Genomic DNA, 20569 nt, shown 5'->3' on the forward strand with positions numbered 1-20569 from the left:
TCTCTTTTGTTAGTTAGCAGACAGGTAGCGGATGGCATTTTCAGCCAGCTTTTCTACGTTTCCTTTGTGGGGATTTACACCAGTGGCGTTGATGGTGCCTTTGGCATTCTGGTTCCACTCGATGCCCCCGATGCCCTGCCAGATAGCTCTTCCTTTGAACTCTGTGGTAGGCAGCAGTTCCATGATACCGGCCATAAAGTAATCGCCGATACCATCCCAGGTAGCCAGCCATCTCACGCTGTTGGTTGTGGTGAAGGTGGTGTAGGCCTGCTCGCTGTCGTTTGGCAAACCATATACTTCCGGAATGCGAATCATCACAAAATTGTGGTCTTCTTTCCAGCCCGGCCCGATTACAGGGAACGTTTTGCGGTTGTCGCCGTGGGTGGTCAGGTTGATGCCGGCAAACAAACCGTGGCTGCTGTTGTCTTTGTTGCGGTTCACATTCACGTTGATGCCCCAGGTGTCCGGATTATCGCCTCCCATCCCGTTACCGATAGCCAGGTGAAAGGTATTTTCCAGTCGGCCCATCTCAAATATGTATTGGTTGGCGTAACCTAACAAGTAGAGATTGCCTCCGGCTTTGTACCAGTTGGTGATAGAAGTGAGCACCTGCGGGTCTTTGGCAATGGCAGGCATGCTAAAGCGTTCGTCGGCGTCGCCATCGAGGTACCACAGCAGCGTCTTGAACTGAGTCAGGTCCACTTTGCCTTCTTTGATATCCTGGAAGCTGACAAAAGCACTCACCTGTTCGTCGTAATTGCTGAAGAACCAGCTGGCCAGCGCCTTCTCGTCATCATCCTGGATTTCGGCTACGCTTCTGTGGTGGCTCAGGAAGGCGGTTACGCTCAGCACATTAGCCGACACAGTATATTTGTTGTAGAGGTTGCCGTTGGTGATGGTATAGGTCTTGGGCGACCTTAAATCCAGCGCAGCACCGGCAGCAGGACTGATAACCGCACCAGCAGGAAGCGAGATGGCAGGCGTTACGCTGGAGATATCGGTACCGCCAGGGTACGTTATCACAACTGTTCTTTTCTTGTCGTCGATGGCTACGTTTAGTGCTCCCTCTGCCTGAAAGTTGAGAATGTTCACATCCCCGCTCAAATCGAGGTTAGTGTTCTCGAAATCATCCTCACACCCGCTAAAGAGGCACACCATAAAGAGCAGCGCCAGGAGCGACGTATATTTTGTATTTATCTTTTTCATGTCTGGAAAATTTATTTAAAACTTATGATGTGATAGAATTTCCCAAAGCCTCACCTGTAGCAGCGCGAAAGCTTTTGAAAGCACCCGGCACTGGCGCAGCAGCATGCAAACAGGTGCTGCTGCGCAAACCTTCCGGATTCAGGAAAAATCAGCTGTTAATAATTAGGGTTTTGCTCATACCTGTTTTCGCTCCAGAAAATCTGGTTCTGCGGGATAGGCAGGTACTCATGTTTGCCTGCTGTAAACCTTCCTTCCTGCAGGAACTCCCTCCTCGTCTTCTCCTTGTTCAGGTAATCGTTCATCACCTGTTCGGCTACTCCCCAGCGCACCAGGTCGAAGAAGCGGCTTCCTTCCATGGCCATCTCCAGGCGGCGCTCGAAACGGAGTGCTTTGCGGGCATTTTCCTGGTTCCAGGTGATGTTTACCCCCGGCTCATAGGGCTTCACATTGTAGTTGGCCAGTGGAGCACCTGAGCCATGGCGCAGCCTGCTGGTACTGTTTGCTGCCCGTGTGCGTATCTGGTTAATGATAGGCAGTGCCTCATCCTGGCGGCCCAGTTCAATCAGGGCTTCGGCTTTAAAGAGCAACACGTCGGCATAGCGCAGCACAATACGCGCTTTGGTATTTGCCCGGAAAGGGTCGGCGTTTACGTAGCCCGGGTCGTTGGGCGACACGTTTTCTTTCAGGGAGTTGTAGTAGCCGTAAATCTGAGGCGTACGGCTCCAGGTGTTGTCGAAAATCTTCGTGGCATCATACTTCCAGGGGTTACCCACGCGGGCAACGGTATGGTCGAGGCGGGGGTCAACGGTTTGCTGGCCTATGTCTACATTGCTTTCGTTGAAGGTATCGAACTGTGGTACACCAGCCTCTGTAGTTCGATAGGCGTTCACCAGGTTTTGCGAGGGTTTCTGGAAGTCGCAGCAGCCCAGGCCCTGCGGCGCCGACAGCATATCGCCATAGTTCACGCGGCCATTAGCTTTACCGAAACCGAAATCACGTACAATGCCATCGCCGGTAGAATACTGCACCGCAAAAATGGCCTCTCTCCCGTTCTCAAAAGTACCTGCCATAAAGTTATTGGCAAAATCCGGCTCCAGGCCGTGGTTAGAGGCAATCACCTTGTCTGCTGCGGCAATTACTTGCTGCAACCGCTGCTGGTTTATGTTAACTACCCGGTGCTGGTCGTTCTGCTGGTAGGCCTGGTACAGCCTGGTTTTGGCCAGGTAGGCATAGGCGGCTATCTGGTCGGCACGACCTACCTGCGGTTGTGTGGCAGGTAAGTTTTCGGCGGCAAATTCAAAATCCTGTGCAATTTTATCCCACAACTCGTCGCTCGTAAACTCCACATTCGTGATGTTTTCATACTCCTCTACCGGCGCTTGCTCATCGATGTAAGGGATGCGGTTGTAGAGCGTTTTGAGGGTGAAGTAAAAGTGGCCCCGCAGAAAACGCAGCTCCCCCTGGCGCACCTTCTTTTGTGGATATTCCGCCTCCGGTAGTTTCTCGATAATGCGCAGAGCATCGTTGGAGCGACGGATGGCGGAATACAGCTGGTACCACATGCCGTCAATCTCGCCTATTTCAGGACGGATGTTCGTGAAGGTTTCCAGGAAGTGAAAGCCCTGGATATCGCCGGCATCGCGGCCTCCTTTGTAGGCATCATCGGCGCGCACGTTGCCATAAGGCCACAGGCTGTTGGGGGTAGTGTACCAGTCATTGCCCAGGGCCGCGTAGGCTGCTGTCACCAAACCCTCTGCATTCTCTGCACTGCTTATCTGGCCCTCGCTTAGGGTGCCTTTTGGTTCTACATCTAACAAATCGTTGCAGGAAGCGCAAAAGAGTAATGCTCCTGCACATGCTATTAATATCTTTTTCATAATGCTTCTTTTACAAGGTTGAATTTTTAAAACCGGATGTTAACACCTGCTGTACCTACTGCCGGGTTCGGATAGCCATACCCCGGGTTCTCCGGGTCTATGCCCGTAAAGGATTTGCTCTTGAGCAGGATGCCCAGGTGATCGCCGCCTACATACACCCGCAGCGACTGTATGCCTGCTTTCTGGGTGAGCCCTGTGTTGAAGGTGTAGCCTACCTGTGCGTTGCGTAATTTCAGGTAAGAACCTTTCTCGATAAAGTAGGTCGAGAAGCGGGACTCCCAGTTGGTATCCAGCAGCGAGATGGCCGGAATGTCAGAGCTTTGATTCGTTGGCGACCAGGCATCGAGCAGACGGGCGCCTTTGTTTGAACCTGTTTCGGAAACGCTCCAGAAATCGGTGATAAATTTCCAGTCGTTTACCACATCCACACCCGCTACACCTTGCAGGAACAAGTTGAAGTCGAAGTTCTTATAGCGTGCCGATGCATTGAAGCCATAAGAGAAATCAGGGTGCGGCGTGCCAATCCAGGTGCGGTCGTAATCGTCTATTACCCCGTCCTTGTTCAGGTCTTTGTACCTGATTCTGCCCAGGCCTTTGCCCGGTTGTGTGGCATGCGTATCGAGTTCTTCCTGGGTGCGGAAGAGGCCGTCGGCCACATATCCGAAGAAGGAATTGATTGGGCGACCTAAAATATTCTGGCCTCTGCCGTCGCCACCATAGGCGTTGATGATTTCGTCGGGCAGCACGGTCACCTTGTTGCGGTACATATCGAAGTTGGCATTCAGGTCGAGCGCCAGCTCCCCGATTTGGGTGCGGTTGCCCAAGGTAAGTTCAAAACCTTTGTTTTCCATGGAAGCACCGTTTACTACCTGGCGTCCGCCTTCTCCTTTTACTGCAATCCAGGGTGGCACAAACAGGATGTCGGAGGTTTTGCGGATGTAAGCTTCTGCACTACCATAAATCTTCTGGTTAAACAGCTCAAAGTCTACGCCGAGGTTCGACATGGTAGTAGCTTCCCAGCGCAGGTTCCTGTTTTCGGTCTGCACCAGTTTGTAACCGGATGGCAGCACCCCGCTTTTGTTTCCGCCAAGGTCGTAGCCGGTGGTGGGGTAGTCGGCCAGGTAAATATTGTAGATGGCGTTGTTGTCAATCTCCTGGTTACCCGTCATGCCCCATCCGTAGCGGATTTTCAGGTCGTTGATGAACGAGATGTTATCCTTGATAAAACTTTCTTCGCTTAAACGCCAGCCTACCGAGAAGGCAGGGAAGGTACCGAAGCGGTTGTTCTGCCCGAAGCGGGAGGAGCCATCGCGCCTGATGGTGGCAGAGAAGAGGTATTTGTCGTTGAAGGTGTAGTTGGCTTTCCCGAAGAACGAGAGCAGCACGTGCTCTGCGGCACTACCGCCGTTGTCTTTCAGACCGGTGCCTGCATCGAGGTACATGTAGTCGTTGTTTTCTACCTCAAAGTTTTCACGGGACGCCCAGAAGGCGGTGAAGTACTCGCGGTAGTATTCGGTTCCGGCCAGCACATCAATGCGGTGCTTATCGCCAACTACCTTGCTATAGTTTAAGGTATTCGACCAGTTCGTTTTTACGCTGTGGCTCTGGTTGTTTTCCAGCCTGTTCACCGGGTTGTTCAGGAAGCCTGACTGGTAAGCTTTTCTGTATTGCCGGTGCGTGTAATTGCCGTAATCGATGCCGTAGTTGGAGCGGAAGTGTAAGCCTTTCAGGAGCTCGATGTCGGCAAAAATGTTTCCGAACACCCGCATGTAATCGTAGCTGTTCTGCTTGTTGTCTTCCAGCAGGCGCACAGGGTTCTGGCGGTCGTTCATACCACCCACCGGGCCACCCCAGCCGCCATCGTCGGTACGCACCGGGATAATCGGCAGCGCCTGCATGGCTGCATTCATCGGGGCACCTCCTACCTCATAGGTTTTGTTCAGCGTTAAATTCTCGCCGATAACTACTTTGCCGTTAAAAAATTTGTAGTCGGAGTTCAGGCGGGCCGAGAAACGATTGAATTCTGTCGTTTTGATAACCCCTTCGTTGTTGAAGTACCCCAGCGATAGCAGGTAATTGCCGTTTTCGGTACCACTCGACAACGAAACATCATAATTCTGGATAACACCGGTGCGGGAAATCTCATCAAACCAGTTGGTGTTAGAAGAGCGCATGGTGTTGTTCTCGTCAAGGTACTTCGGAACCAGTACTTTATTCAGCACCGGCTGCCCTGTCTGTGGGTCAACGCCCCAGTCGAACATGTACTTCACGTTGTTAGCGTTAGGGTCCTGGCCGGCGTTAACACTTGCCTGCCACAGCACCCGTCCGTACTCCTCGGTGTTAAGCATGCGGGTACGCGTCGTGAAGCCTGACACGGAAGTATAGGCATTGGCATTGATTTGTGGTTTGCCCATTTTACCGCGTCTTGTCGTAATGATAATCACACCGTTTGCAGCCCTGGAACCATAGATACTGGCCGAAGACGCATCTTTCAGCACCTGCATCGATTCGATATCGGCCGGATTGAGTTCATGCATGCCGGCTTTGGTAGGAACGCCGTCGATGATGTAGAGCGGGTCGTTGTTGTTAAGCGTACCAATGCCCCGGATACGCACGGTAGCAGGAGAACTTGGAGAGCCGCTGCTGGTGATGTTCACACCCGCTACCCTGCCCTGCAGGCCTTTAATCGGGTTAGCTACCGCCTGCCTGTTCATGTCTTCCACATCCACTACAGCCACGGCACCGGTCAGGTCTTTTTTGCGTTCTGCCTGGTAGCCCGTTACCACCACCTCTTCGAGCATCACCTTATCTTCGTCAAGGGTAAGATTGAATTTGGCCTGGTTGCCTACCGGTACTTCTTTGGCCAGATACCCGATAAAGTTCAGCACCAGCACGTCGCCGGGAGCTGCCTGCAGGCTGAAGTTGCCATCCATATCAGTGGCTGTACCCCTGGAAGTTCCCTTTACAGCAATGCTCACGCCCGGCATCGACTGCCCCGTTCTGGCATCGGTCACCTTTCCGCTAATGGTGTTCTGCTGCGCCTGGCTTGCCAACGCGTGCAGGCACAGCAGGCAGCAGATAAGGAATGATAGATATTTCTTCATAATGTTAGCTTTTATGGATTTTATAACTGATTCTTCTGTTTTGGCAGGTAGTTTAACCCAACTGCCTGCTCTTCCAGCACATTTTCTTTTACTTCATCTTGTCCACGCTCAGGGCTTCTCCGGATTTGCTCTTCTATCGTTTCCGGGTCATATTCACCGGTAGCCCCTTTCTGCGTGGCCACATAAGCTCCCACCAGGCAGGCTCGTTTCAAAATGTCGGATACTGGCGTTCCTTCGAGGTAGCCTTTCAGGAAAGTAGCCAGGAAAGCGTCGCCGCTGCCAATGGTGTCTTCCACTTCTACTTTACATCCGGCATCTTCTGTGTAGCCTTCGTCATCGAGAATCGCAGCACCGCATTCACCTCTTGTTACAAGGACCACCTTCAGCCCGAATTCCTGCTTCACAAACTGCATCTGCTCTTGTTCATTGCCTTCAAACCCGAACCACCCGATTATCTCTTCGAGCTCCTGGTGATTCATTTTGGCGATATCGGCCAGGTGCAGCAGTTGCTTTATCTTTTCGGGCGTGTAGTGCGGCGGGCGCAGGTTTACATCGAACACCTTGAGCTTTGCCTGGGGCAGGTATTGCAGTAGCGTGTTCTCCGTTTCGGGACTGCGGGCGGCCAGGCTGCCGTAGATAAAAGCATCGCTCTGCCCTACCAGGCGGGCCACCTGCTCGTCGTATTGGATGTAATCCCAGGCAACGGGCATTACAATTTTGTAGGTAACTTCGTTTTTGTTCGAGATATTGGCTTTTACCACACCGGTCAGGTGCGTTTCGCCTTGTTGAATCCACTGCGTGGACACCTGCTTGCTCTCCAGGAATTGAAGCAGTTCTTTGCCTAAGTCATCGTTGCCCACCCGGCTTACTACCACCGGCTGGTAGCCGTTGTAGGTTAAGTGAATGGCCACGTTCATGGGAGCGCCTCCGGGCTGTTTGCCGCTGGGCAGCATGTCCCATAAAGTTTCGCCGAAACAAACTATTGTATGTGTCATGGTATGGAATATTTTTATGAGCGTGTTTAGTATACTTTTTCCACTGCAGGTACTTGTTTTTCAGGCTCCGCCACCTTTTTGCCAATCTCTTCCAGCGATACGCCTTTGGTTTCGGGCATAATTTTCCAGACGAAGAGCAGTTGCAGCACCATCATGACCGCGAATATCATAAAGGTATTGCCACCACCCAGTGTAGCCGTAATGTAAGGGAAGGTAAAGGCGATGACAGCTGCCATAAACCAGTGGGTGAAACTGCCCAGCGCCTGACCGCTCGCCCGTACGCTGTTGGGGAAAATCTCCGAGATAAATACCCAGATAACAGCTCCCTGCGAAAAGGCGAAGAAGGCGATGTAGACAAAGAGGCTGACCGGCACCACCATGCTGCCGAACTCTTCCAGGTAAAAAGCCCGGGCTACCAGGCCCAGCGTCACGATTACCCCAACCGAGCCAATGAGCATCAGCGTACGGCGTCCAAAGCGGTCGATAAAGCCAATGGCAATGAAGGTGAAGATAAAATTCACCAAACCGATGCCTGCCGAAGAAAGCAAAGCGGCTCCTTTGCCCAGACCGGTCATTTCGAAAATGCGGGGAGCGTAGTAGATGATGGCGTTGATGCCCGACACCTGGTTGAAGATGGCAAACAATACAGCCAGCATCACCGGAGTACTGTATTTTTTGGAGAAGAGCGACAGAGCAGGACCAGAAGAGGCTTTGTCTTTAGAGGCCATAATGGCTTTGAGTTCTGCCTCGGCCGTAGTCGGGTCTATCTGCAGCAGCACGGCTTTGGCTGCCTCCGGGGCTCCTTTTTTTACCACCAGCCAGCGCGGGCTCTCCGGCACGAGCAGCACCAGCGCCACATACAGCATCGCCGGGAAGGCTTCTACTCCCAGCATCCAGCGCCAGGCGTTGCTGCCCGCATCCTGCAGCAGGTAGTTAGAAACATAAGCTATCAGGATACCAAACACCACGTTAAACTGGAACATGGCTACCATGCGGCCTCGTCGTTTGGCGGGGGCAATCTCGCTGATATACATAGGAGCTGCCACCGAGGAAGCACCCACGCCCAAACCACCGATAAACCGGAAGAACAGGAAGGAGTACCAGTCCGTAGCCAGCGCGGAGCCCATGGCTGAAATGAGGTAAACCACACCTATCCAGAATAAGGTATTTTTCCTGCCCATCCTGTCGGAAGGAATACCTCCGAACAATGCGCCTAGTACAGTACCTATTAAAGCAATAGACACGGTAAGTCCGTGCTGAAATACATCCAGATGCCATACCTGTTGTATTGACTGTTCCGCTCCTGATATTACTGCCGTATCGAAGCCGAATAAAAATCCACCTAATGCTACTGTGATGGACCAAAACAAAATCTTCCTTTCGTTCATTGCTGCCTGTGTTAATTTTTACCAAAACTACCGCTTGTTAGCCCAAACCTGTTTCGGCAGCGTTTCAACCTTTTTCAAAATCTGTTCATTTACCTTTTCAGCCTCAGAAACTGCATTTACAGCCTGAAAAGCAGGAAAAAGGTCTGAAAATTTATTTTCTGAGGCTTTTGATTTTGTATCACATTTTCAAATTTGATACATCCTGAAAAGTAATTAACGCTCCCCTCTCTCATATTAACAGCTGTGAGCTTCCAAAATAGTTTCATGTGTTAACACCGGTGCAGAGGAAACCACTGCACAACCAGAAGATGGAGCCGTGGCAGCTTGATTTAGGAAATGAAAGGGGTAGCCGGAGAGGGAATGGTGACTGCAGGTGAGGACTAAAAAATACAGACTGCACCTGCCACCATTGCCACTGCTCTTCTATCTGAACCTTTGATTTACAGTGATTAATTTGATTTAATTGATTTTGGCAGTAGGGACAGGTCGCGACTTTCGCTGGTGCGAGCTTGTAGCTCGTACTTATTTACCACCAGGAGTAAGTAAAGCATCCTGTATGACCTCGTATAGCTGCTACTCTCACTTCGTGCACGAAATATGGCAGCAAATAAATTCGGCTATTGAAGGTACGAGCTGCAAGCTCGCACCAGCGAAAGACCAAAATCAATTAAATCAAAATAATCACTGTAAATCAAAGGTCAGACAGAAGCGTCTTCTTTAGGCGAACGACTGGCTTTGAAATCGGAGGGGCTCATCTCGAACTGGTTTTTGAAGGCCGTGGAGAAGTAGGCTGGCGAGGAGAAACCGACTTCGTAGGCAATTTCGGAGATGTTCATGTCGCTGTGGAGCAGCAGGTGGCGGGCTTTGGTCAGTCGGACGTTGTTTACGTAGTCGTTTACCGAATAACCCAGCAGCGCTTTCATTTTACGGTACACCTGCACCCGCGACATGCCGAGGCTCTGGGCAATTTTTTCGGCATTGAGGTCCGGGTTAGACAGCTCCTTTTCAACCACGGCCATCACCTCGTTCATGAACTTTTTGTCGAGCTGCTTGGGTGGCGAGGGGGCGGCTTTGGTATCAATGGCGATTTCGGTGCTGTAATGCTCTTTGAGCAGGCTACGGTTCTTGAGCAGGCCTTTTACCCGCTCCTGCAGGTACAGGTAGCTGAACGGCTTGGTCACGTACAGGTCAGCTCCTGATTGAATGCCTTCTATTTTGCTTTCCATGGCATCTTTGGCCGTGAGCAGGATAACCGGGATATGGGAAGTGCGCAGGTCGCTTTTCAGCGCTGCCGTCACCTCCAGCCCATTTTTCTGGGGCAGCATCACATCGCAAATCACCAGGTCGGGCACCACCTCGAAGGCCTGGTGCAGCCCGATGGCGCCGTGTGCTGCTTCTACTACGTTATAGTCGCGCTCCAGCCGCGTTTTCAGGAATTCCCGCAGCTCCTTGTTATCCTCAATCAGCAGCACGGTGTGCTCTTTCACTTTTTCGCCTGCACCTTCCGGCTCCAGGTGCTGCTCCTGCTCCGTATCCAGCACGCCGGCTAAATGCTGCTGCGTCAGGTGCTCTCCTGTTGGAACTACAATTTCGTTTTCCTGCAGGTGCGCTTTGCCCAGTGGCAGCATTACCGTGAAGGTGGTGCCCTGGTTTTCTTTACTCTTAAAGGAGATGTCGCCTTTGTGCAGTTTAATAAACTCTTTCGAAAGCGCCAGCCCCAGCCCGGTGCCCAGGTTGCTGGTCTCGTCGCCGCTGAAAAAGCGGTCGAACGCATGCTCGGCCTGGATTGGCGTCATGCCTATACCGTTGTCTTCTACTGTTATTTCCGCCTGGTCGCGGTTTTCGGTTAAGCGCAGCTTGACGGTAATTTTGCCGTTGTCTTTTGTGAACTTAAAAGAATTAGACAGCAGGTTGAACAGCACCTTGTCGAGCTTGTCCACGTCGAAATACACGTTCAGCTCTTTCAGCTCCGACTTGATTTTATAGCTGATATTGTGCTTTCTGGCAAGTCTGGTAAAAGACGAACCTACTTCCTCCACAAACTTTACCAGGTCGCGCTCCGTTGCCTGTAGCTTCATTTTCTTGTTTTCGACCTTCCGGAAATCCATCAGCTGGTTTACCAGGCGCAGCAGGCGGTTGGCGTTGTGCTTTACCAGCTGCAAATCCTTTTTCAGCGCAGGGGCAATATCGCTGTGCAGGGCATCTTCTACCGGTCCTAAAATGAGTGTGAGCGGGGTACGGAATTCGTGGGAGATGTTGGTAAAGAATTTCAGTTTGGCCTCGTGTGCTTTATCAGCTTTTTTAGCCATCAGTTCAATCTCGTTGCGCTGGCTGAGTACTTCCTGGTGCTTCGTCTCCAGGGCCATGTTTGCTTCCTTCCGGGCACGCAGGGCCTGCAGGGCTATGGCGCCCAACACAATAATAACAACCAGGCTGCCCGACATAATGTAGAGCAGCGTGCGCTGGTTGTTGTAAATCTGGATTTGTTCGTTTATCCGGTGTTGCTGCCGCTCAATATTCCGCTCCTGTGCCAGGATTTTATCCGACTGCTGCTTCATAATGTGCACATTCCGCTCGTCAATCACCGTAGTGTTCAGGATGTTCTCTTTTGAAAAAGGGCGCTCGTGCAGGATGCTGTGGGCCAGCTGTATAACTTCTTCACCGCCTGTTGGATAAAGAAAAGTAGCATCCAGAATACCGTCTTCTACCAGCTGCAATCCGCCGCCCGGACCTCCCAGCCCGTCGAAACCAATAAACTTCAGGTCCTGCGGACCATCAAACTTCAGGCTCTCGTAGGCGCCCAGCGCCATCACATCGTTGTGCGCCAGTACCAGGTCTGCCTCCCGGTGCTGCTCCCACACGGCAGGAAAACGCTCTTTGGCAATCTCTTTTTCCCATTCCCCATTTACCTGCGCTACAATCTGAATATCTTTATAAGGCGCAATGGCTTCCATAAACCCCTTATGCCGCTCAATAGCCGGCGAAGAACCTCTCAGGCCCCAGACTTCGATAATACGTCCTTTTCCGTTAAGCATGCGGGCCACATATTCACCGGCCAGTTTTCCGATTTTATAGTTGTTTGCGCCTACGTAAGCCGTATACATGCTGGAACTTGTCTTCCTGTCAACTACAATTACAGGAATACCTTTCTGAAAAGCGTCTTCTACTACAGGCGTGATAGGCTCCGCCTCGTTTGGCGAGACGATGAGCAGGTCTACGCCCTGGTCGATAAACTCGCGGATGTGCTTTACCTGTGTCTGGCTGCTGTTTTTGGCATCTTTAATCTGCAGGTCGAGCTCGGGGTAAAAGGATGTTTCGCGCTCCATTTCCTCGTGCATAGCTTTACGCCAGGCATCGCCTTCCGTGCATTGCGAGAAGCCAATGGTGAAATGTTTGCTTTCCCGGGAATTGCCACAGGAAAACAAGAACATCATTAAAAGGAAAGTAATGTATTGTAACTTCATTTTGCTGATACCTTCTCTGCGAGGATTGAACTGCTGCAAACGCGGGAAAAGGAGTTTAGAAAGTCATCTGCTCCTGCCTCAATACCTCCGACCACGCAAGCTAACACTAGTTAGCAGCTTATCCAAGCCTTATTTTAATAAGCGACTTTGATAAAGTTTAGTTCGCCAATGCCGGACTTTCTATAAAGATACTAAAAACAATACTAAACTTTAACAGCCAGTCAGTTACACCAGCAAATGCCCTATCCTATCGTTTCTTTGACGACAAGCGTTGAGAAGCTTCAACATCCTGTAGCAGTTTTAGGTTTTGTTATCAAACCAGGTCAGGAAACTGAGAACATTCACGACACAGGCACGTTTCAGGAAATGTAAGCAGTTGCAATCCGTAACGGTGGCAAAGCAGGGGGCGAAGGAAATAAACTGACTGCAGCTGATCACCGGCACCAGCAAAAGCTTTTATTTTGCTGAGCCAAAAAGCATACTCTTGCACTTCCCACACTATGTCTGAAGAAAACAACCACGGCAGCGGCAACATCCTGTTCTTTAACAAGGAGTACATCGCCGAGTTTGTGTATGGCGGCATCGACGGGGCTATTACCACATTTGCGGTAGTGGCCGGTGCCGAAGGAGCCAGCCTAGGCATTACGGTTGTCATTATCCTGGGGCTGGCCAACCTCATTGCCGACGGCTTCTCGATGTCGGTCGGCAACTTCTTCTCCACCAAAGCCGCCCGCGACAACTTCGACCGCCACCGGGCCATTGAGTGCTGGGAAGTGGAGAACCTGCGGGATACGGAGGTAAACGAAATCCGGGATATTTATGCGGCCAAAGGCTTCAAAGGCGAACTGCTCGAGCAGGTGGTACAGGTCATCACTTCGGACAAAGAGGTGTGGATAGATACGATGATGCGGGAAGAGCTAAAGATGGCCAAAGACGAAAAGACGCCTTATAAAACAGCCGGCGTCACCTTTTTTAGCTTTGTGCTGGTGGGCTCCATCCCGCTGCTGGCCTACATATTCGCAGGCCGTAACTTACAACTCGACAACTCCAGCCTCTTCCTCTACTCCAGCCTCCTGACCGGCGTCGCCCTAGCCCTGGTCGGCAGCCTGAAAAGCATCGTCACCGAAAAAAGCATTGTCCGGGGAGTGTCTGAAACGCTCGCACTCGGAGGTATTGCAGCCCTATTGGCTTACTTTGTTGGCGATGTGCTGGAAACGATATTAGGTCTGAACCTTTGATTTACGGTGATTTTAATGATTGCAGTGATTTTTTGGAATGGGGCTTGATAATCCTATACTGCCGCAAGTTTAGCGACAGCGTAACTTGTGGTAATTTATTCCAGCAAGCTTTCAGCTTGCGGATGCCATAAGCAAAACTGGTGAAAGAAAAAGCAACTTGAAGTGATTGCTCAATCCCGCTGCTCCAGAATAACCTATACATGTACCTCGCAAGCTGAAAGCTTGCAGGTAAAGAAAACCACAAGGTACGCTGACGCTAAACTTGCGGCAGTATAAACTATAATTCCAGAAAATCAAAAAAATCATAAAAATCACTGTAAATCAAAGGTTCAGACAATCAATCTACTTTCCCTACCTTACGCTCCTGTTTCTCCCCCGGCCCAAACCAGATGTTGCTCAGTTCCACCTGCTCGGCGTTGGTAATGTCCACCGGCACGTTGGCGCTGTCGGCCCGGAAGTTGGTGATGTGCAGGTCGTGTACTTTCTTTCCGGCAAAGCCTTCTACCCAGATACCTTTATTTGTTGCTTTCTGGCAGCTCACGTTGTTGAAGCGGATGTCGTGGATATTGGTAACGTTGCCCTGGCCCTCGTTTTTGTAGTTGGACGTGATGTAGATACAATCTTCCACTTCGCCAAACTGCACGTTGTTCACATAAATGCCGGCTATCTCCCCGCCCCTGTCGGCGTTTGATTTCAGGTACAGGCCCCGTTTTACGTATCCGGCAAAGGTGCAGTCGTCTACATAAATATTATACACCCCCGACGACATTTCGCTGCCGATAACCACGGCGTGCAACCCTTTAAAGCGGCAGTTGCGGATAACCATGTCGCGGCTCGGGCGTTTCATAGCACGCCCTTCGTGGTCGCGGCCGGCTTTAATGGCAATGTTGTCGTCGCCGTTATCAAAGTCGATGTTTTCGATGAGCACATCCTGGCAATATTCCGGGTCGATGCCGTCGTTGTTAAAATTATGCGCGTTGAACTTTACGCCGCGCACGGTTATATTTTTGCTCAGCAGCAGGTGAATGCACCAGAACGGCGAATCCTCTATTTTCACATCTTCCACCAGAATATTCTCACACTCGAAAAACTGGATAAGCTGCGGCCGCAGGAATTTGCCTTCGCCAAACGTGCGTTGCTCCACCGGCACCCCTTTGTGGTTCATGTCGCGGCTCAGGTCCTGGGCCGGCTTCTGTTTGGCGCGCCACGCCGCCCACTCCTTCGCCTGGTCTGCTTTTATCGTTCCTTTTCCGGTAATACCTACGTTCACCAGTTGGTAGCCATAAATAAAAGGGCTGTAGTTGTACACGAGCGTTCCTTCCCAGCTGGTGCGCACCACCGGCAGATAGGCTTTCGCATCGGAACTGAATACCAGCACCGCTCCCTCCTGCAGGTGCAGCTCCGTGTTCGACACAAAATGAATCGGGCCTTTAATGAAATAGCGGCCTGGCGGCACAATAATGCGGCCGCCCTTGTTCTTCCTGCTCTGCTGCATGGCCTTGTCGAACGCAGGCTTCCAGTTTTTGCCGCCGCTGCTGGCGCTCCGGAAGTCGGTTATCCGGATTTCCTTGTGCGGAAAGGTGGGCGCTTTAATGCGTTCCAGTATGGCTTCTTTGGAATCGGACTGAGCCGAAACAGTCATGACTGCCGCAGCAAATGCTAGCAGCAGGATTATAAAAAGATACGATTTGGTAAGGAAAGGTGTCTTCACGGGTAAAGGGTCTGAACGATAATTAGTATGTTTTTGTGAATAACACTAATTTTACCTAAATATACAAACCCGGAGCTTATCCTTTTGCTACGTAAGGCGACTCACTACTTCTACCGCAAAACCCATCTCTAACCTGGTTTAAAAATCTGCTGCACCAGCCACCACAGCCTCTGCTCCTGTATTCTCGCCAAAATGCAAAAATTGGCAGCCGGTAAGCAACATACGCTTGTTATTTATATTTAAAAAAATACTTCATAAGTAAATTATTTATTAGTATACTTGCTATATAAAAGCATAAAAGGGCATTTTGCAGATTTTTCAGGCAGGATTATTGCATTTTAAGCAACTAACAACTGCTTGTTTGCTCCCTAAAAAGTAAATTTATCCAGAATTTCCATATATGATTTATTTCACACAGAAACTCTTTTTAATATTATCTATCCTGGCGGTGGTGAGAGGCTGCTCCGACGCTGCCCTGGAGCCAGGGGAGCGGGTTGTACAGCCAGCGGTAGTTGACAAATATGTTACCTACTTCAACCAGATGGAGCCCGAGGATGTGGTAAACCATATCCCGAACGCACAGGCAGCCAGCTGGATGAAGCAAAATGTGCCGCTGTTCGAATGCCCTGATTCTGTGATGGAAGGCACCTACTATTACCGCTGGTGGACGTTCCGGAAACACCTGAAACAGACGCCGGATGGCTTTGTATTCACCGAATTTATCACCCCGGTAAAACATGCCGGTATTCATAATACCATCAGCTGTGCCCTCTCCCACCACGTGTACGAAGGCCGCTGGCTGCACAACCAGGAATACATCGACCAGTACGTGAACTTCTGGTTCGATAAAGAACTTCCCCGCGAAGGCAGCAAGTACTACAAGTTCAGCTCCTGGATTGGCGATGCCTCGTATAACCGCTACCTCGTAAACCAGGATTCGGCTTACGTGCTTGGCTTGCTCGACGACCTGGAGAAAGACTACAGTACCTGGAAAGAAACGAACAACTACGGCAAAAACCTGTTCTGGCAGTTCGACGTGCGCGACGGCATGGAAGAGTCGGTGAGCGGCTCGCGCAAAGAGAAGAATGCGCGCCCTACCATCAGCAGCTACATGTACGGCTACGCCAAAGCGATTGCTGACATCGCCACTATGGCCGGCCAGAAAGAAAAAGCAGCAAAATATGCACAGGAAGCTGCTCAGATAAAAGCCGCCGTGCAGGAGCACCTCTGGGACGAGCAGGAAAACTTCTTTAAAACCCGCCACGAAGACGGCCAGCTGGATGGCGCCCGCGAAGCCATTGGCTTCATACCCTGGTATTTTGGTCTGCCGGATGATAAACCGAATTATGCCAAAGCCTGGGAGCAACTAACTGACTCGGCCGGTTTTGCAGCACCCTGGGGCTTAACCACGGTCGAGCGCCGCGAGCCTACTTTCCGCACACGCGGTTCCGGTCATGGCTGCGAATGGGACGGCGCCGTATGGCCTTTTGCCACCACACAAACCCTGAAAGGCTTGTCGAACCTGCTCAACAGCTACAGCAACCACAGCATGACGAAGCAGGATTATTATAATGCCCTTCGCACTTATGCCAAATCGCACCAGAAAAACGGCCTGCCTTACCTGGGCGAATACCAGGATGAAAAAACAGGCTACTGGCTCAAAGGCGACAACCCTCGCAGTAGCTACTACAACCACTCCGGCTTCTGCGACCTGGTTATCAGCGACCTGGTGGGCCTGAAGCCGCAGCCGGGAAACACCCTGGAGGTGAAGCCGCTTATCCCGGAAGACCAATGGGACTGGTTCAGCCTGGACAACGTACTGTACCACGACCAAATGGTGACCATCCTGTGGGATAAAACCGGTGAGAAGTATGGCAAAGGCAAAGGCTTCCGTATCTTCGCAGATGGCAAGGAAATTCACCATTCCAAAGAGCTGAAGCCGGTCGTAACACAGTTACCGCAGAAGAAAAGCTAATTGAGCAGCCGGTTAAACAAGAGCAGAAATAACAACATAGAAGCATAGCAACATGAACACCAAACAGTCCCTCTTCTCCAGAGGCCTTTTCTTCTGCCTGATTTGCCTCCTGGCACTCACGGCTGTAACCGCGCAGGCAGAAAAGAGTCCGTATTATAACGTGCTGAAGTACGGCGCCAAAAACGACGGCAGCAAAAAGGCGACCGACGCCATCCGCAAGGCCATCGACGCAGCGGTAAAAGCCGGCGGCGGTACCGTTTACTTCCCGGCAGGCGAATACCTGACCGGCCCCATCCGCCTGAGGAGCAACATCACCATCTTTATTGATGCCGGTGCGGTAATCAAGTTCAGCGACAACTTCGACGATTACCTGCCCATGGTACCATCGCGTTACGAAGGGATTGACGTCACCAGTTTCCATCCGCTGTTTTATGCTTATGAAGAAGAGAACATCGCCATTGTAGGCCGTGGCACCATCGACGGGCAGGGCAAAAAGTGGTGGGCTTTTGCCGAAGTGGATTCCCGCAAATCATCTGACTCTAAATGGCAGAAAGAATTTCATCGCCTGAACAAGGACATCCTGCTCCCGGACCTGCCGGGCACCATCGAGCGTGGCTTCCTGCGTCCGCCGTTCATCCAGCCGATGTTCTGCAAAAACGTGCTGATTGAAGGCATTACCATCATCAACTCGCCTTTCTGGACCGTTACACCCGAGTTCTGTGAAAACGTGACCATTACCGGCGTAACCATCAACAACCCGCCATCGCCCAACACCGACGGCATCAACCCATCGTCGTGCAGCTACGTGCGCATTTCCGACTGCCACATCAGCGTGGGCGACGACTGCATCACCATTAAATCAGGTAAAGACCGTGCTGGCCGTAAAATGGCAACTCCTGCCCAGAACTACACCATCACCAACTGCACCATGCTGCGCGGACACGGCGGTGTGGTAATCGGCAGCGAAATGTCAGGCGATGTAAAGAAAATCACCATCTCCAACTGTGTGTTCGACGGCACCGACCGGGGCATCCGCATTAAAACAGCGCGTGGTCGTGGCGGTGTGGTAGAGGAAATCCGGGTAGATAATGTCATTATGAAAGACATTAAAGACCAGGCAATTGTGCTGAACATGCAGTATGCCAAATCAGAACCGGAGCCGGTTTCCGAAAGAACGCCTGCCTTCCGCAACATCCATTTCAGCGACATCACGGCGATGGGCGTAAACGAAGCGATTCTGATTGACGGTCTGGAAGAGATGCCTGTGGAGAACATCACCTTCAGCAATATGAACATCAATTCCAAAACAGGTGTCACTATCCGGAACGCCAAACGAATTGAGCTGCACAACATACAGCTGAATAACGAAACCGGAACACCATTCAAATTTGCTGAAGTGCAGGGGCTGGAATTGTCTGGCATAAAAACGTATACGCCGCTCGCAAATACACCGCTGGTAGAGCTGACCAACGTGGAAGACGCCTTCCTTTACAACTCCTTCCCAAGAGCCGGAACCGATATTTTCCTGAAACTGAAAGGCAGCAAAACCAAAGGCATCACCCTGAACGGCAACAACCTGAAGCACGTGAAAACCCCGCTGGTAATAGAGCAGGACGTGACCGAGAAACCGGTTGTGGAACTAAAGCAGCCACAGGTGCTGAATAAGTAGAAAAAGAAAAGTAAAAGCAAAAACAGGCTTTTGTTTTGGAACAAGGGCTTTAGAAAACAGAAATACTACCGCAAGTTTGAGCGAAGCGGTAACTTGTGGTAATTCATGGCGCCAGTTTGTAACTGGCATTCGTGCAGGATACTTTCGCCAGTTACAAACTGGCAGCATAACGAACCACCAGTTACCGCTTCGCTCAAACTGGCGGTATGAAAATTTAATAGCTTTTACAATTTTAAGCATGAAGAACACTTCCTATCTTTTCCTGATGCTATTCTTCCTCCTGGCAAGTCCGCTGCTGGCCCAGGAAAAGTCTGCCCCGGAAAAAGTAGAGAAGTGGGCTGTTTTTGAGCTTACCTTAAAAGGTACAGAGGCAGGAAATCCATTTATCGAGGTGCCCCTGACGGCGGTGTTTACCCACAACGGCAAAACCTTTACCCCCGACGGCTTTTACGACGGCAACGGGATGTACAAAGTCCGCTTTATGCCCGATGCGGAAGGCACCTGGACCTACGAAACCAAAAGCAGGCACGAAGCCCTGAACGGCAGGAAAGGCACCTTTTCCTGCACGGCCGCCTCTCCCGGTAACCACGGCCCGGTGCAGGTACGCGACCAATACCATTTCGAATACGCCGACGGCACCAACTTCTTCCCTTTCGGCACTACGATTTACGAATGGCCTTACAACCTGAAAGAGACCCAAGACCAGACCATTGAAACCCTGAAGAAATCGCCGTTTAACAAAGCCCGCTTTCTGGCTATTCCGCCTTACAAAGAGAAATACACAAAGGGCCCGCTGAAGATTACCCTGTTTCCTTTTGAAGGCACCTCCAAAGAGAACTGGGACTTTTCCCGCTTTAATCCTGAGTACTTTCAGCACCTGGAGCGTTGCGTGGAGCGCCTGCTGGAAATTGGTGTGGAAGCCGATTTTATTTTGCTGCGGCCATACGACGGCGCTTGGGGATTCGATAAAATGGACATGGCAACGAACGAGCGCTTCATCCGCTATGTGATAGCCCGCTTCGGCGCTTACCGCAACATCTGGTGGAGCCTGGCCAACGAGAACAGCTTTATGCGCCACCTCTCGCAGGAAGACTGGGACCGCCTGTTCCAGGTAGTGCAGCAGCACGACCCCTACGGGCACCTGCGCTCCATCCACAACGCCGACCGCCTCTACGACTACAGCAAACCCTGGGTGACACACGTGAGTCTGCAGTATTACAATGCCGTGAAAGCCTTCGGCGTATCGCCCCTGCTCCGCGACATCTACCGCAAGCCCATCGTGCACGACGAAATTAACTATGAAGGCAACATCAGCAGAAGGTGGGGCCAGTTATCGGGCGAAGAAATGAGCCACCGCTTCTGGATGGCCTACATCGGCGGTGCCTACGCCACCCACGGCGAAGCCACCGAAGAAGGCTGGATATCGAACGGCGGCACCCTCACCGGTACCAGCCCCGAACGCATCGCTTTCCTGAAGCAGATTGTGCTGGACGGTCCGAAAGAAGGCCTCAACCCGCTGGACCAGTACTACCTGACCAACGCCGCCGGCAAGTACGGCGAGTACTACCTCTACTACTTCGGCACCGAAACACCCAAAACCTGGGCTTTCGAACTACCCGACGATGGCCTGAAAAACGGCATGCGCTTTAAAGTAGACCTAATCGACACCTGGAACATGAAAATCACCCCGCTTGGCCAGGTTTTTGAAGTGGAGGAGGTGAACCGCTATAAATACAGTGATAAAAAGAAATCAAAAATAAAGCTGCCCAACAAGCCCTACATGGCCCTCCGGATACAACGCATCGACGGCGCTGAAAAGCAAACAGAGAAGTCGGTGAAACGGAATGAGCTGACGGATGAGGTGGAGCAGTAAGTAATTGTCATTTCGACCGCAGGGAGAAATCTGGTTAATGAGTTGTATCAGATTTCTCCCTGCGGTCGA

Annotated in this window: 12 protein-coding genes; 4 read left to right on the forward strand and 8 right to left on the reverse strand. The window is 51.3% G+C overall.

Annotated features, from left to right (window positions below):
• Positions 1 to 9: 9 nt before the first annotated feature.
• From DCW36_RS22235 to DCW36_RS22260, 6 genes are all read right to left on the reverse strand, one after another.
• The gene (locus DCW36_RS22235) at positions 10 to 1206 is read right to left on the reverse strand and encodes a DUF4960 domain-containing protein (protein ID WP_114780736.1); all 1197 of its coding nucleotides are present in this window, start codon (positions 1204 to 1206) and stop codon (positions 10 to 12) included.
• Between the two features lie 155 nt (positions 1207 to 1361).
• Positions 1362 to 3083, reverse strand: a complete 1722-nt coding sequence (locus DCW36_RS22240; protein WP_114780737.1) for a RagB/SusD family nutrient uptake outer membrane protein — start codon at positions 3081 to 3083, stop codon at positions 1362 to 1364.
• A gap of 26 nt (positions 3084 to 3109) precedes the next feature.
• On the reverse strand, positions 3110 to 6187 hold the full coding sequence (locus tag DCW36_RS22245; protein ID WP_114780738.1) for a SusC/RagA family TonB-linked outer membrane protein: 3078 nt from the start codon (positions 6185 to 6187) through the stop codon (positions 3110 to 3112).
• 20 nt (positions 6188 to 6207) lie between these two features.
• The gene (locus DCW36_RS22250) at positions 6208 to 7182 is read right to left on the reverse strand and encodes a carbohydrate kinase family protein (protein WP_114780739.1); all 975 of its coding nucleotides are present in this window, start codon (positions 7180 to 7182) and stop codon (positions 6208 to 6210) included.
• 26 nt (positions 7183 to 7208) lie between these two features.
• Positions 7209 to 8570: a sugar porter family MFS transporter gene (locus tag DCW36_RS22255; RefSeq protein WP_114780740.1), complete on the reverse strand. Its 1362-nt coding sequence runs from the start codon at positions 8568 to 8570 to the stop codon at positions 7209 to 7211.
• A 698-nt stretch (positions 8571 to 9268) separates the two neighbouring features.
• Entirely contained in the window at positions 9269 to 12004 is a 2736-nt protein-coding gene (locus DCW36_RS22260) for a substrate-binding domain-containing protein (RefSeq protein ID WP_240676279.1), read from the reverse strand.
• A 530-nt stretch (positions 12005 to 12534) separates the two neighbouring features.
• Here DCW36_RS22260 and DCW36_RS22265 point away from each other — a divergent pair.
• A complete protein-coding gene (locus DCW36_RS22265; RefSeq protein ID WP_114780742.1) occupies positions 12535 to 13272 on the forward strand; it encodes a VIT1/CCC1 transporter family protein in 738 nt (245 codons plus the stop codon).
• Between the two features lie 337 nt (positions 13273 to 13609).
• Here DCW36_RS22265 and DCW36_RS22270 read toward each other — a convergent pair whose 3' ends face one another.
• On the reverse strand, positions 13610 to 14983 hold the full coding sequence (locus DCW36_RS22270; protein ID WP_205702982.1) for a glycoside hydrolase family 28 protein: 1374 nt from the start codon (positions 14981 to 14983) through the stop codon (positions 13610 to 13612).
• Between the two features lie 400 nt (positions 14984 to 15383).
• On the opposite strand from DCW36_RS22270, the gene DCW36_RS22275 reads away from it, so the two are divergent.
• On the forward strand, positions 15384 to 16958 hold the full coding sequence (locus DCW36_RS22275; RefSeq protein ID WP_114780744.1) for an MGH1-like glycoside hydrolase domain-containing protein: 1575 nt from the start codon (positions 15384 to 15386) through the stop codon (positions 16956 to 16958).
• A 52-nt stretch (positions 16959 to 17010) separates the two neighbouring features.
• Complete coding sequence (locus tag DCW36_RS22280; protein ID WP_114780745.1) at positions 17011 to 18627, forward strand: glycoside hydrolase family 28 protein; 1617 nt, start codon at positions 17011 to 17013, stop codon at positions 18625 to 18627.
• Here DCW36_RS22280 and DCW36_RS22285 read toward each other — a convergent pair.
• A complete protein-coding gene (locus DCW36_RS22285; protein ID WP_125185275.1) occupies positions 18598 to 18867 on the reverse strand; it encodes a hypothetical protein in 270 nt (89 codons plus the stop codon). The two genes, DCW36_RS22280 and DCW36_RS22285, sit on opposite strands and share 30 nt — an antisense overlap.
• On the opposite strand from DCW36_RS22285, the gene DCW36_RS22290 reads away from it, so the two are divergent.
• Positions 18866 to 20500 carry a DUF5060 domain-containing protein gene (locus DCW36_RS22290; protein WP_205702983.1) on the forward strand — a complete coding sequence of 545 codons (1635 nt, stop codon included), beginning with the start codon at positions 18866 to 18868 and terminating at the stop codon, positions 20498 to 20500. The two genes, DCW36_RS22285 and DCW36_RS22290, sit on opposite strands and share 2 nt — an antisense overlap.
• Positions 20501 to 20569: the final 69 nt, after the last annotated feature.

The sequence above is a fragment of the Botryobacter ruber genome (assembly GCF_003347595.2).
Lineage (GTDB): Bacteria > Bacteroidota > Bacteroidia > Cytophagales > Hymenobacteraceae > Pontibacter > Pontibacter ruber_A.